11 protein-coding genes are annotated in these 13,603 nt (G+C 71.4%); 2 read left to right on the forward strand and 9 right to left on the reverse strand.

Annotated elements, in window-relative coordinates:
• Positions 1 to 45: 45 nt before the first annotated feature.
• Positions 46 to 1,479, forward strand: coding sequence for an MFS transporter (locus ACQEWB_RS11625; RefSeq protein ID WP_432829803.1), 1,434 nt, complete (start codon positions 46 to 48; stop codon positions 1,477 to 1,479).
• A 64-nt stretch (positions 1,480 to 1,543) separates the two neighbouring features.
• On the opposite strand, the gene ACQEWB_RS11630 is transcribed toward ACQEWB_RS11625, so the two are convergent.
• Genes ACQEWB_RS11630 through ACQEWB_RS11640 form a run of 3 tightly spaced genes read right to left on the reverse strand, consistent with a single transcriptional unit; the run spans position 1,544 to position 5,032 of the window.
• Positions 1,544 to 2,461, reverse strand: coding sequence for a DMT family transporter (locus ACQEWB_RS11630; RefSeq protein WP_432829805.1), 918 nt, complete (start codon positions 2,459 to 2,461; stop codon positions 1,544 to 1,546).
• Complete coding sequence (locus ACQEWB_RS11635) at positions 2,448 to 3,998, reverse strand: class I adenylate-forming enzyme family protein (protein ID WP_432829807.1); 1,551 nt, start codon at positions 3,996 to 3,998, stop codon at positions 2,448 to 2,450. The genes ACQEWB_RS11630 and ACQEWB_RS11635 overlap by 14 nt, the downstream gene beginning before the upstream one ends.
• Positions 3,995 to 5,032: an FkbO/Hyg5 family chorismatase gene (locus ACQEWB_RS11640; protein WP_432829809.1), complete on the reverse strand. Its 1,038-nt coding sequence runs from the start codon at positions 5,030 to 5,032 to the stop codon at positions 3,995 to 3,997. Before ACQEWB_RS11640 ends, ACQEWB_RS11635 begins: the two co-directional genes overlap by 4 nt.
• 169 nt (positions 5,033 to 5,201) lie before the next feature.
• Here ACQEWB_RS11640 and ACQEWB_RS11645 point away from each other — a divergent pair, with 169 nt between their 5' ends.
• Complete coding sequence (locus ACQEWB_RS11645; RefSeq protein ID WP_432829811.1) at positions 5,202 to 6,233, forward strand: LuxR family transcriptional regulator; 1,032 nt, start codon at positions 5,202 to 5,204, stop codon at positions 6,231 to 6,233.
• Between the two features lie 34 nt (positions 6,234 to 6,267).
• Here the strand turns inward: ACQEWB_RS11645 and ACQEWB_RS11650 are convergent, their stop codons facing one another.
• The 6 genes from ACQEWB_RS11650 to ACQEWB_RS11675 form a co-directional block, all read right to left on the reverse strand.
• Positions 6,268 to 7,284, reverse strand: coding sequence for a 1-aminocyclopropane-1-carboxylate deaminase (locus ACQEWB_RS11650; protein ID WP_432829813.1), 1,017 nt, complete (start codon positions 7,282 to 7,284; stop codon positions 6,268 to 6,270).
• A 20-nt stretch (positions 7,285 to 7,304) separates the two neighbouring features.
• Positions 7,305 to 7,949 carry a GntR family transcriptional regulator gene (locus ACQEWB_RS11655; RefSeq protein WP_432829815.1) on the reverse strand — a complete coding sequence of 215 codons (645 nt, stop codon included), beginning with the start codon at positions 7,947 to 7,949 and terminating at the stop codon, positions 7,305 to 7,307.
• 122 nt (positions 7,950 to 8,071) lie between these two features.
• On the reverse strand, positions 8,072 to 9,652 hold the full coding sequence (locus ACQEWB_RS11660; protein WP_432829817.1) for a TROVE domain-containing protein: 1,581 nt from the start codon (positions 9,650 to 9,652) through the stop codon (positions 8,072 to 8,074).
• Positions 9,653 to 10,123: 471 nt separating this feature from the next.
• Complete coding sequence (locus ACQEWB_RS11665) at positions 10,124 to 11,572, reverse strand: alkaline phosphatase PhoX (protein WP_432829819.1); 1,449 nt, start codon at positions 11,570 to 11,572, stop codon at positions 10,124 to 10,126.
• 246 nt (positions 11,573 to 11,818) lie between these two features.
• Positions 11,819 to 12,304, reverse strand: a complete 486-nt coding sequence (locus tag ACQEWB_RS11670; protein ID WP_432829821.1) for a hypothetical protein — start codon at positions 12,302 to 12,304, stop codon at positions 11,819 to 11,821.
• A 138-nt stretch (positions 12,305 to 12,442) separates the two neighbouring features.
• Complete coding sequence (locus tag ACQEWB_RS11675; protein ID WP_432829823.1) at positions 12,443 to 13,429, reverse strand: hypothetical protein; 987 nt, start codon at positions 13,427 to 13,429, stop codon at positions 12,443 to 12,445.
• Positions 13,430 to 13,603: the final 174 nt, after the last annotated feature.

Here is a 13,603-nt window from a genome sequence, read left to right on the forward strand (position 1 = left end):
CTGCCCGCACCCACCTCACCGGGGACCTCGAAACGGGAGAACTCCATGTCCACCCCGTCCACGACCACCGGCACACGCTCCGCCCCACCGGACCACCCCGCCCGACTGGGCACCGTCCTCCTCGTCGTAGTCACGGCCTATTTGATGGTGGGCGTCGACTCCACCGTCGTCAACGTAGCTCTGCCGGACATCCAGCACGACCTCGGCTTCAGCCGCACCGGCCTGTCCTGGGTCCTCAACGCCTACACGCTCGCCTTCGGCGGTCTGCTGCTGCTCGGCGGCCGGGTCGGCGACATCATCGGCCGCCGCCGTACGCTCGTCACCGGCGTCCTGGTCTTCGCCGCGTCCTCCCTGCTCGGCGGCCTCGCCGGCGACAGCGCCTGGCTGCTGGCGGCCCGCGCGCTGCAGGGCGTCGGCGCCTCCCTCATCGCACCGTCCACCCTCGCCCTGATCACCACCAACTTCCCCGACGGACCCCGCCGCCACCACGCTCTCGGCATCTACGCCTCCATGGCCGGCATAGGCGCCTCCGTCGGCCTGCTCCTCGGCGGCATGCTCACCTCCTGGGCGTCCTGGCGCTGGGCCCTGCTCATCAACGTCCCGATCGGCGCCGCGGTCGCCCTCGCCCTGCCCCGCTTCGTCACCGAAACCCCGCGCCACGCGGGGAAGTTCGACGCGGCCGGGGCGCTCACGGGCACGGCGGGGATGAGCTCGCTCGTCTACGCCTTCATCCGGGTCTCGGAGTCGGGCTGGAGCGACAGGCAGGCGATGGTCGGATTCAGCACGGCCGCCGCGCTGCTCGCCGCCTTCACCCTGGTCGAGTCCCGCGCACCCCAGCCGATCATGCCGCTGCGCCTCTTCTCCGACCGCAACCGCGCGGGCGGCTACGCGGGCGTCCTGCTGCTGCCGGCGGGCATGTTCGGGGCCTTCTACTTCCTCACCCTGGTCAGCCAACAGGTGCTGGACTACAGCCCGTTGCGGGCAGGCTTCGCCTTCCTGCCGATGACCCTGGCGATGTTCACGACCGTGCGCTTCGTGCCGCGGCTGCTGCCCCGGTTCGGCGCCAAACCGGTGCTGCTCACCGGCATGGCCCTGCTCGCCACGGCCGCCGCCTGGCTGTGGCGCCTCGAACCCGGCGACGGCTACGCGGACGGCCTGCTCGGCCCGCTCCTGCTGATGGGAATCGGCGTCGGCCTCAGCTTCATGCCGCTCAACGCGACCATCCTGGCCCGTATCCAGCCGCACGAGGCGGGCGCCGCGTCAGGTCTGCTGCAGACGCTCCAGTGGCTCGGCGGCACGCTCGGACTGTCGGTCCTGGTCACGGTGTTCGGCACGGCGACGCGCCACGCGTCGGGCACTCCGGCCGAGGTGCTCACCGAAGGGGCGGCGCGTGCCTTCGGCGTGGGCGCGCTGATCGCCGTAACCGCCCTGCTCGTCTGTGCGTTCGTGATCACCGGGCAGCGGAGGACCACCCGGTGACAGCAGTGCCCGCCCCGCCTCCGGTGGGTACCGGGGGCGGGCAGGGGGCGAACTCGCCCTGTTCTCAGTCCTGTTGGGCGGGCTCGGTCCGTGCGGGGCGGCGGGCGACGCCCACGCCGACCAGGCACAGGGCGCCGCCGGCCAGTGCGAGCGCCGACGGGAACTCGCCCAGGGTGGGCCAGGCCAGCACCACGGTCAGGGCCGGGACGATGTAGGTCACCGCGCCCAGGCGCCCCGCCGGCATCTGGGAGAGGGCGTAGGACCAGGTCCAGAACGCGAGCGCGGTCGGCAGGAGCCCCAGGTAGACGACGCCCGCCCAGCTGCCCGCCGAGGCGTCGCCGAGGTCGTCGACCAGCTGGCCCGCGAAGGGCAGACAGGCGACGGCACCGATCGCGGAGGCGTAGGCGGTGACCTGGAGCGGCGAGGCGTGCGAGAGCGCCGGCTTCTGGAAGATGACGCCCACCGCGTGCCCGGCCGAGGCGGCCAGGCAGAGCAGCACACCGGCGACGGCCGTGTCGCCGCCACCGCTGGAGGCCCCGGCCAGCGCCGCACCGGCGAAGGCCACCGCGAGGCCGATCAGCAGCGGGCGCGGGAAGCCCTCGTGCAGCAGGAAGCCCGCGAGCAGCGCCACCATCAGCGGACCGGTGCCGACGAGAAGGGCGGCCGTGCCCGCGTCGGTGTGCTGCTCGCCCCAGTTGAGCGCCACCATGTAGAGCCCGAACCAGAAGACGCCCATGCCGGCGATCCCGGGCCACGCGGCGCGCGGCGGCAGTCCCTCGCGGCGGACGGCCACCACGGCGAGGAGCGCGAGGGAGCCGACGAGGAGGCGGCCGAGCGCCAGGGCGCCGGGGTGCACGTTCTCGCCGACGTGCCGGATCGCCACGAAGGCGGAGGCCCACAGCACCATGGTGAGCAGTGCGGCGGCCGTCGCGGCGGGCGGGATCTTCGCCGCCTCGACGGGGGGTGTCTCAGTCCGTGCCATCGGGTACCACCTTGTCCTCTGTGTTCCATCCGCGCAGGACCCGGCGGAGGATCTTCCCAGTGCTGTTGCGGGGCAGGGCGTCGACGAACTCGACGTCCTCGGGGACCTTGTACGAGGTCAGCGCGGCCTCGGCGGTAGCGCGGACCGCCTTGGCCAGAGCGGCGGGACGGCCGGTTCCCGGCTCGGTGACGACGTAGGCGCGCAGGCTCGTCACCCCGCCGGGCCGGCGCACCGCGACGACCGCGGCCTCCCGTATCCCGGCGATACCGGTGATCAGGTCCTCCACCTCGGTGGGGTGGACGTTGGCGCCGGCGACGATCTCGATGTCGTCCACCCGGCCGAACAGCCACACCAGGCCGTCCTCGTCGAGGCGGGCGGAGTCGCCGGTGGTGAACCACTCGTCGGGGGCCAGCCGGTGCGGAGGCAGGCTGCCGCGCCGTACGCCGGGGCCGATGGTCGGACCGGCGATCTGCAGCCGCCCGACCTCGCCGGCCGGTACGGGCACCTCGGCGTCGTCGACCACCCGCACCCGGTACGGGGGCAGGATGCGGCCGAGGCTGTAGGGGTGGATCTCGTCGGGGCCGTTGGCCAGGACGGCGTGGCCGATCTCGCTCGTGCCGCAGATGTTCAGCAGGCGCGGTCCGAGGATGCGGCGCAGCCGGTCCTCCAGCGGCCGGGGCAGTGTCTCCCCGGCGACGAGTGCCAGCCGCAGCCGGCCCAGGACCTGCGCGTCGGGGTGGGCCAACAGCCGGGCGTAGAAGCTGGGTTGGGCGTAGAGGACGCTGACGCCGTGGCGTTGCAGGACCGACAGGGCGATCGTCTCGTCGGCACGCTCGGGTGTCAGTACGGCCGAGGCGCCGCGCTGGAGCGGCAGGAGGACCGAGTTGCCGAGGCCGTAGGCGAAGTACATCCGTGAGACGGAGTAACTCACCTCGCCCTGGCGGAGCGAGAGGACGCCGCCGATGGCCCGGTCGAAGTGGCGGGCGTCGCCGTGGTCGTGGAAGCAGAGGCGGGGCGCGCCCGTAGTGCCGGAGGTGAACACGGCGAAGGCGGGGGCGTCGGACGGCACCGGCTCGGGCGCGCCGGCCGAGTCGTCGTCGGCCTCCGTGAGGTCCCGCGGGGTGACGGTCCGGCCGCGGAACTCCTCCCGCAACGCGGCGTCGGAGACGACGATCGACGCCTCGGCGATCTCCTCGCTGGAGCGCAGTTCGTCGGCGTGGAAGAACGTGTTCACCGGGACGGCCACCGCGCCGATCCGCAGGACGGCCAGGAACGTCACCACGAAGGTGACGCTGTCCGGAAGCGCCAGCAGCACCCGCTCCCCGCGGCCGACGCCCAGCGCCCGGAGGGCTCCGGCGGTGCGCCGTACCCGGTCGTACACCTCGCCGTAGGAGTAGCGGTGGGTGCCCTGGAGGTAGGCGGTCCGCTCCAACCAGCCCTTCTCGCGGGCGAGTTGCTCCAGCCGTGCGGCCAGGTTGGCGTCGGCGGGCGCGGTCTCGGCGGGCGCGGCCCCGGAGTGCGTGAGGATGTCGGTCACGAGCACACTCCCTCTATCTCCACCAGCAGGTCGGGGCGGCAGACGGCGACGTTGAAGTACGCGATGTCGGTCTCGCGGGGGAACGCGGACTCGCAGATGCCCCGCACCACGGGGAGATCCTCGGCGTCGCGGACGTAGACCTTGACCTGGTCGAGGTCCTTGACGTCGTAGCCGACGCCGTCCACGCCGTGCCGGCCGAGGTTGTCGCCGCCGACCAGGGCCTCGATGTTGCGGAGGGTCTCCTCGGTCTGCCGGGCAACGTTGTCGACGTGCACCGTGTCGTCGCCCAGGATGCTCGCGGTGCCCGACACGAACAGCCGCCCGGCGCCCCGGGCTTCGAGGTCCCGCAGGAAGGTCGCCCGGGCGAAACTCGGCGACTTGGGCCCGTACGCGGAGGGGTATTTGTAGGCGGGCGTCTGCCGGGGGTTCTCCAGGTGTACGGCGCGGCCGGGCTTCGCGGCGATGAAGCAGAGGTCGACGCCGGGGCTGAGCGTGCCGATCCCGGTGGCGGCGGGCAGTTGCGGGAACTGCTCGGCGTAGGTGGCGAAGGCCTCCGCCCGGCCGATGCAGAAGTCGCGGTAGATCTCCAGGCCTTCGGCGTTCGGGCTGGTTATGCCGCCGATGAGGTTCCACATGCGGACCAGGTCGGTGTAGCCGCGTTCCCAGGTGAACTTCAGGGCGTTCTCGTAGAGTTCGCGCGCCGCCTCCCGGTAGACCGGCCGCGGTCCGAGGCGGGCCGCGTAGAAGAGGTGTTCGCCGTCCTCGGCGAAGACGGCGTCCCCGGCGGTGCCGGACCGCACGGGGCGGTCGGTCCGCCAGATCTCCTGGACGGGCGGGGCGAGTTCGTTCGCCATGTGGGTGGTCAGCCGCGGGCTGCCGTCGTCCAGTCCGGGTGCGCCGGGGGCGTCGGCGAAGCTGATCCGCCCCAGGACGTTGTCGCCGCGTTGTACGTCGGTTGTCCCCGGCAGGCCCCCGGCCGGATTCAGATCGGACCAAACGCCCGGTAAAGGCCTTACGGACTGGCGGTGGCTCATGCGTCTCCCATGCTTCGGCCCAGCTTGTGTTGCTCGGTTGTTGCAGATCGACGAAGACGGCGTGCCGGGTTTCGGCGCGCGCCCCTCTCCCGTTGAAGAATCAATCGGCGGCCGCCCGACGGGCAGCCGTCGACTTACGTCAGACACGAATACGAAGGGGAGACAAACCATGACCATCGACGACATCTCCGTACTGCCGGACGTCCCGCAGGCGGGCACAGCGGCCAGTGAGGTGTACACGTTCGCCTTACGCAGCGACTGGGTCGACATACACCGCTGCGTACGAGATCTCGGCATCTCCGAGGCGGAGGCCGCCGAGGCCATCGAGGACCTCGTCCGGCTGCGGCTGCTGCACCTGGTGCACGGCTGCACCTACGCCTATGTGGCCGTCAATCCGCTGACCGCCTCCCTGCAACTGCTGGCCGTGCACGACGAGGCCTTGCAGCAGCGGCGACACGAACTGGAGCGGCTGCGGCAGCAGATGCACAGCCTGCTGCCGCTGTACCGGGCCAACCTCGTGGACGAGGCCCGACCGCCGCACGTCCAGCGGGTCGAGGACCCCTCGGCGGCCGGGGGCATCCTCTCCACGGTCACCGCGGAGGCCGAGCGGGAGATCCTGCTGTCGCTGCCCGCGGAGGATCCCTGGGAGGAGCCGGCCGACCCGGACCGCGGCCCGTGGCCGAGATACGCCGGGACGCGCCCCGGCCTGCTCCGGGTGCTGCTGCCGGAGGCCGCCCGCTTCGACGTACGGATGCGCGAGCGGGCCGAGGCCCTGTACGCCCGCGGCGGCGAGGTGCGTACGGCCGCCGCCTCGCCGACCTGGCTGCTGGTCGTCGACGCCGAGGTCGCCGTGGTCCCGGTCGGGGAGGGACCGGGACTCAGCGTGGTACGCGAACCGTCCGTGGTCGCCGCGCTGTGGCGCACACTCGACGGCGCGTGGGGCGAGGCACGCCCCTTCGACGGCCGCTACGACCACGACAGCGCCCGCTCGGCCTCCGCGCTGATCGACGGGTCCATCGAGCGCATGCTGCTGAACGGCCTGGAGGACAAGGTGATCGCCCGGCGCCTGGACATCTCCCTGCGGACCTGCCAGCGGCGGATCGCGGACCTCTTGGACGCGTTGGGCGCCAGAACACGGCTCCAGGCCGGGTACGTGCTCGGGCGGCGCGCGCGGACCGCGGAGCGGCGGGTGGCGGCATAGGAAGCCGCCACGAGGCCCGCGCTCGAACCGCCCGCTAGAACAGGGCGCTGTAGGCGTTGAGTGCCGGCTGCCCGCCCAGGTGGGCGTAGAGCACCGTGGAGTCCCGGTCGATCTCCCCTCGTTCGACCAGGTCGACCATCCCGGCCATCGACTTCCCCTCGTACACGGGGTCGGTGACCATGCCCTCGGTGCGGGCGGCCAGCCGCATCGCCGCCAGCGTGGTCTCGTCGGGGATGCCGTAGATCCCGGCGTGGTACCGCTCGTCCAGCTCCACGTCCGCTTCGGTCAACTCCTTCTTTACGCCGATGAGCTGACCGGTGTTGTGGGCGATCCGGGCGATCTGCTCGCGGGTGGCGGCGGGCTTGGCCGAGGCGTCGATGCCGATCACCCGGCGCTCCCGGCCGCCCGCCTGCTCCAGGGCACGGAAGCCGGCGACCATGCCCGCCTGGGTCGACCCGGTCACCGAGCACACCACGACCGTGTCGAAGAAGACCCCCAGATCCCGCTCCTGCTCGGCGACTTCGTACGCCCATCCGGCGAACCCGAGGCCGCCGAGCGGGTGGTCGGAGGCGCCGGCCGGGATGGCGTACGGTTTGCCGCCCGACTCCTCGACGTCCCTCAGTGCCTGCTCCCAGCTCTCCTTGAAGCCGATCCCGAACCCGGCCTTCACCAGCCGTACGTCGGCCCCGGCGAGGCGGCTGAGCAGGATGTTGCCGACCTTGTCGTAGACGGAGTCGGGCCACTCCACCCAACTCTCCTGGACCAGCACGCACTTGAGCCCGGCGCGGGCGGCGACGGCGGCGACCTGGCGGGTGTGGTTGGACTGGACGCCGCCGATCGACACGAGGGTGTCGCAGCCCTTGGCGAGGGCGTCGGCGACCAGGTACTCCAGCTTGCGGGTCTTGTTGCCGCCGTACGCGATGCCGGAGTTGCAGTCCTCACGCTTGGCCCAGAGCGCGGCGCCGCCGAGGTGCGCGGTCAGGCGCTCCAGCGGGTGCACCGGCGAGGGGCCGAAGAGGAGGGGGTAACGGTCGTACGAGGAAAGGGACATGAGTCCTCCCGGGGTGGGGATCAGTCGCCGTCGGCGAGGTCGGCGAGGGTGCGCCAGATCTCGGCGGTGACGCGGACCGCCTCGTCCACCCGGCCGGCCGCGCAGGCGTCGATCAGCTGCTCGTGCAGTCCGGCCGAACGGCAGGTGCTCTCCCCGAAGCGGCGTCGCTCCAGGCGGCGGATGAGCGGGGTGTGGCGGGCGATCGTCGCGGCGGCCGCGCGGTTCGCGGCGACCCGGACGAGGACGTCGTGCAGCGCGTCGTCGGCAAGCAGGGCCTCGTCGACGTCACCCACGGCGACGGCGACGGCGAACCGCTCGTTGGCGGTGCGCATCGCCTGGACGTCGGCGGCGAACATCCTGGGCACGGCGACCCGGGTGGCCAGCTCGTGCATGGCGCCGACCACGGCGGCCGCGTCCCGCACATCGGCGGCCACCACCGGCGTGACCCGCGTGTAGCTCTGCGGCTTGCTCTCCAGCAGGCCCTCGTCGACCAGCCGGGAGAAGGCCTCCCGCACCGGCGCCCGGGACAGCCCCAGCCGCTCGGCGAGCTCGGCGTCCCGCACCACGGCGCCGGGCTCGATCTGCCCGGCCACGATGGCGTCCCGGATGGCTTCGTAGGCGCGGTCCCTGAGGAGGGTGCGCCGGACTGGTCGTATGGCCTCCACAACTGAAATGTTAGATGTCAATCACGGACCCCGGCAAGGGCCGGCCAGGCCGGGCATGGGTGTGGCCCGCACCCCCCGTAGAAGTGCGGGCCACGATCAGGCGGCCGACTCGATCGGCCGGCTCAGGCGGCCCAGGGCCAGTCGGCGTCCCGTGCCGCCTCCAGCAGCGGGACCATCCGGAAGGCCGCGTCCGAGAGGCCGCCGAAGGTGTGCCGGTTCGCCTTGCCGGACGGGCCGTGGCCCACGCGGTAGCCGGCGAGGTTCCAGGTGTAGACCGGCACCTTCGCCGGGACCTGCTCGGTCGGGTCGCCGTACTGGCTGTAGGCGTACTGCTCGTCGGTGACGATCAGCACCCGGTCCTGCCCCCGGTAGTGCGCGCGGATCGCGCTGACGGTGTCGGTCCCGCCCAGGTCGCCGAAGCGCCCGAGGATCTTCAGCACCGACTCGCGCTTGCCGTGGCTCAGCCGCCGGTTGGTGGTGCCGAACTCGACGAGGTCCGCGTGCTGTGCCCGCAGCGCGAGGGCCGTGCCGAAGATCGCCGCCGCGTCGGCCCGGTTGAGCTCCGAGCGGTCCGACAGCGGAGCCCACATCGAGCCCGACCGGTCGACCAGCACAAGCGTGCGGCCGGGCAGCGCGGGCACGTTGGCCAGCGAGTGCCCGAGCGCCTGCTCCAGCGGGTACGACCAGCGCAGCGAGGGCGCGTGCCGGTACGCGGCGAGGTACCGGAAGGGGAACTGCCGCGACCGCGCGACCTCGGCCGGATCGCTGATGCGCGCGGCCACCACGGCCGCGGCCTCGTCCGACACACCCGCTTGGTCGAAGTTACGGAGGTTGCGGACCAGCGCCATCGAGCCCATGGACGGGATCACGGCCTCCCAGGCCGCCCTGTCCATCGGCCCCTGGAGCCACCCGGCCAGCGCCTCCCAGGTCATCCCGGCAGCCGCGAGCCGCTCGGCCCCGCCCTCCGACGTCACGACCGCACGCCGCTCGGCCACCGGCAGCGCCATCAGCTCGCGGTGCGCGGTGAGCACGCGGCTCGACGTGGGCGGCACCGCGGTGTCCGGGTTGTGCCGCCGGTCGAGGGCGTACCGGAACAGCTCGCCCTGCCACGGCTTGTCCGCGTCCGGGGCCGCGTGCACCAGGTTGAGGATGTCGCCGAAGCGGTAGCCCTTGGACGCGGTGTCGTACTTCAGCAGCGACTTGCCGCTGTAGAGGCGGCGCACGGCGTCGGCGATCCCGCGCTTGACGGGCTTGGGGACGTTACGCCCGTACATCGCGGTCCAGTACGCGAGGAACTCGCCGGGCTCGTCGGGGCGCCGCAGCGCGGAGGCCACGACCTGCCGGTTGGCCGGCCCGTCGGTGGCGCCCACGTCGAGGCGCGCCTTCACGTATTCGGCGGCGCCGACGATCGAGGCGGTACGGAGGTTCCCGTCCCCGCGCAGCCAGCCGAGCAGCCCGGCGGTCCACTCGGGATCCTCGACCGCGAGCTGCCGCACGAGCCGCGCGAACCGGTCGTCCCGCTCGGCACCCGCCTCGTAAAAGGTCTGCTGCGACACGTAGTTGGCGACGGCGAGCAGAAAGAGCTCGGAACGCGCGTCCCGCTCACGCCCCTTACCACCCTCGTAGCTGCGCAGTACGCGTCCCGTGGAGGTGACCCGCGAAGTGGGCTGCGCACGGGCGGACTTGCTGTTGAATCGAGCCATGACGAATTCCCCCGAATTCCAGTTCCGGTTTCGGAGGGAGGCGCAGCAAAAGGAAGATGTCCGAGATCAGGATTCGGCGACGGGACTATAACCTGGCGCGTCTTCCATTTCCGCCACATCGGCCCTGAGCCGATGACGGGATTCGAACCCGCATGCTTCAACGAAGCACCAGGGCCCTGAAGTATCCGCTGCCTGCGCACCGGCCACCCACCTTGAGCTGCGCCTCCCCGAGATCAAACAGTTCGCACCGGGAGGTGCAATGAAGTTGTGGTGTCCAGAGATCGAGGTCGGCGGAACCGACGTAGGTGCTCTAACCCCTGAGCTACACCGGCCTGTTGGTACCGGTGGCGGGACTCGAACCCGCGGCCGCCCCATTATGAGTGGAAGTAGGTCCTGCCTTCGCACCTGGACGTGCATAACCTTAGGAGGACGGCCGCGGGTCGAGCGAACGAATTAAACTACGGGCGGAGTTCAGCCGCGCTTCTGACGCTTCCAGGGCCCGGTGATGGCGAGCATGATGCCCGGCGTCTGGATGTTGGCGTACAGCGTCTTTCCGTCGGGCGAGAAGGTGACGCCGGTGAACTCGCTGTACTCGGGGTCGTCCGCGGTGCCGGCGTTGAGTTCGTTGCGGGCGATGGGGTAGGTCCGACCGCTCTCCGTGGCACCGAACAGATGCTGAAGTCCCTCACCGTCCTCGGCGATGACGAGACCACCGTACGGAGACACGGTGATGTTGTCCGGACCGTCGAAGGCACCGTCCACCGACGGGTCCGGATTGACGCCGATGAGGACCTTCAGCGTCAGTGTGCGCCGCTTCGGGTCGTAGAACCAGACCGCTCCGTCGTGCTGGACGGGGCTCTCGGTGCGAGCGTACGAGGAGACGATGTACGTGCCGCCGTCACCCCACCACATGCCTTCGAGCTTGCGGGCGCGGGTGACCTGACCGGCGGTGAACTGCTTACGGACGGAGGTCGTCCGCGCGTCCCGGTCCGGGACGTCGACCCAGTCGACGCCGTACACGGTGCCGATCTTGGTGGCGCGGGAGAGGTCGTCGATGAACTGGCCGCCGGAGTCGAAGCACTTGAAGGCCTGGAGGGTGCCCGCGTTCTCGGCGAGGGTACGCAGCTTGCCGTGGCCGTGGCAGAAGCCCTCGGGCGGGGTCCAGCGGTACAGCAGGCCGTTGGGGTTGGAGGCGTCCTCCGTCAGATACAGATGCCCACGCTTGGGGTCGACGACGACGGCCTCATGGGCATACCGCCCGAGCGCCTTGATGGGCTTGGGATCCCGATTGGCCCGACGGTCCTCGGGATCGACCTCGAAGACATAGCCGTGGTCTTTGGTGAAGCCGTTGGTGCCGGTCTTGTCCTCGGTCTCCTCGCAGGTCAGCCAGGTGCCCCAAGGGGTGTTGCCACCCGCGCAGTTGGTGGCGGTGCCGGCGATGCCGACCCACTCGGCGACCTTGCCGCCGGGCCGCACCTCGACGACCGTGCAGCCCCCGGCCGCGGCCGGGTCGTAGACGAGGCCCTCGGTGAGCGGCACCGGGTGCGGCCAGTTGGCACGGGGCCCGGCCAGCTCGTGGTTGTTGACGAGCAGGGTCGTACCGCGCGGCCCGTCGAAGGTGGACGTACCGTCGTGGTTGGACGGCGTGAACTCGCCCGACTCCAGCTTGGTCTTGCCGCTGTAGGTGATGACCCTGTACTTGAACCCGGCGGGCAGCGCGAGGATGCCGTCCGGGTCGGCGATCAGCGGCCCGTAGCCGACTCCACCGTGGGCGCCGGCGCTCTCCACGCCCTCGCTCTCGACATCGGTGGCGGCGAGCGCGTTGGGTGCCGTGGCGAGGGCTCCGACGCTGCCCGCCAGCGCGACCCCGGCACCGGTGATCGCGGATTTCCTGGCGAAGTCCCTGCGAGTGAGCGACATGGTGTCTCCTGTGACGGTCGGTGTGCCGTGGAGGGTGGCGGACCTCGGATCGGCGCCACCGTCCCGCCCGGGCCTGAACGGCACTTGAACACAGGGCGACTTCGACTGCCGCACTTCCATGAATCCGTACGCACCCGACCACAGGAATCAAAAGACCGTCGGGTACGGGTAATGCCATCCGGCATCGGGCCGTGGTGGCGCGGACCCCCGTCGCGCCACCACGGCGTCTGGTCGCCAGGACCTGTCTCAGGCGGTGCCCAGCAAGGACACCGTCACTCCGAGGCACAACATCAGTCCGGTCCAGGGCATGGCCCGGCACAGATGACGGTTCTTGGCGTGTGCGATGTGACCCAACAGGTGGGCCATGTCCCAGAGTTGACCGCACAGGCGGCCGGGGTCGGTGGCCGGCGGGATGCCGAGCCCCATGAAGCCGAAGGGGCTGAGCGGCAGCGGGAGCTCCAGCCGCGGCCGCATCGCCAGCGCGAGATGGTAGCCGGAGACGAGGAAGGTAACGGCGAAGGCGGCCAGCGCGACATCGGTGACCGCGCCGCGGGGGCGACCGCCGCCTGAGCCGAGCGTGGTCACCACCGCGACCAGCCCGCCGGTATGCACCACGAGCATGCTGTTGACCTTCGCGTCGGCCTCCTGCACATAGCCCTGGAAGGCCGTCAGCGCCCCCAGCCCGGCCGCCACGGCGATCTCGACACCCCTGCCGCCCCCGTAGTCCGTCATCGACGCCCCCTGCCACGTCTCCCGTACCAGCAGAGTGCGCCGTTCAGGGCCCGGACCGTGCATCGCCCGTCACCTGACGGGGAGGCTCCGGAGCGAGAGGGAGGGCGCGTGCGCGCACGGGGCGCGAACCCGGCGCGGTCAGGGTGCCGCCCACTCCTGCGTACGGTCCCCCGGACGGCATGTCTCCAGGGTGAGCGGTTGGCCTTTCCCGTTCCCGGTGAGGCAGTTCGGAGGCTGGGCTCCGTCGCGGAGCTGGACTGCACCCTCCCGGCCCGGCACGGGGACGGCCCGCAGCTCCTGGGTCTGCGGGGTCAGCGTGGGCCGCTCGTCGAGGGAGCGCGAGGTCGCCGGTCCGGGACGGTCGGTCGGGGCGGACGCGGTCCCTTCCGCCCAGGCCGAACCGTCGCCCGGCGCCTCGCCCCGCGTGGTGGAGAACGCCACGGGGGCCAGGACCGCCACCGCGCAGGCCGCCATGGCGGGCACGAGCGCGGCCGCCAGCACCAGTTTGGGCACGGCCCGTACGACCTTCTTCACCCCGGGCATCACGGTCTTGCCGAAGTACCGCCGCATCCGGGTCAGCAGCGACGGGTTCAAGGTGCGGCGCACCTCGTCCACGGTGCGGCCGGGGACGGTGAGGTGGGCGTCGCGCTTCTCGTTCCACTTGTCGAGTACCACGACGGGGACGAAGGCCTCGGGGTCGACGCCTTTCGCCCAGCCGACGCGAATCGTTTGTTCATGGGCATACCGGCTGAGGATCACGACCAGTTGCTGCTCGGGGAACTCCTCCTGCAGCAGTTTCGCCTGTTCGGCGTCGACCAGCCGTTTCGCCTCGACGGCCCCCTGCCCGGCGATGCCCAGCTCGGCCGTCTCCGCAAGACCCGTGGCCACGGCCAGACGCGCGCGCAGGAGCATGGACGGCTCCCGGTCCACGTTCTGCTTGGCGATGCTGTCTTTGAAGGCCGGGACATAACACGAAACCACCAGGGCCATCAGGTTGCTGGGCCACACCAGCAGATACCCGTCGCCGTCTTTCAGGAAGGCGAGGAGACTGCTCCGCAGCTTGTCGGGCATCTGCCCGAGCGCCGCTGCGTGCGCCCCGCACAGCGCCGCCTGTGCCGGGCGCATCTCCGGGCCGGGAAAACGGCTGTAATGGCCAAGATCGACCCGAACAAAGACAGCGTCGTAAGGGGGCTCGGCTGGATCTGATCCGAATCCGTCATCGGAACCGGACGCGTTGTCGTGCAACGTGCGCGCCTGACCAATCCTGAAGCAGGAGAACGAAGTCCATAGTCGTATGAC

This window comes from Streptomyces sp. CA-249302 (genome assembly GCF_050936785.1).
Classification (GTDB): Bacteria; Actinomycetota; Actinomycetes; order Streptomycetales; family Streptomycetaceae; genus Streptomyces.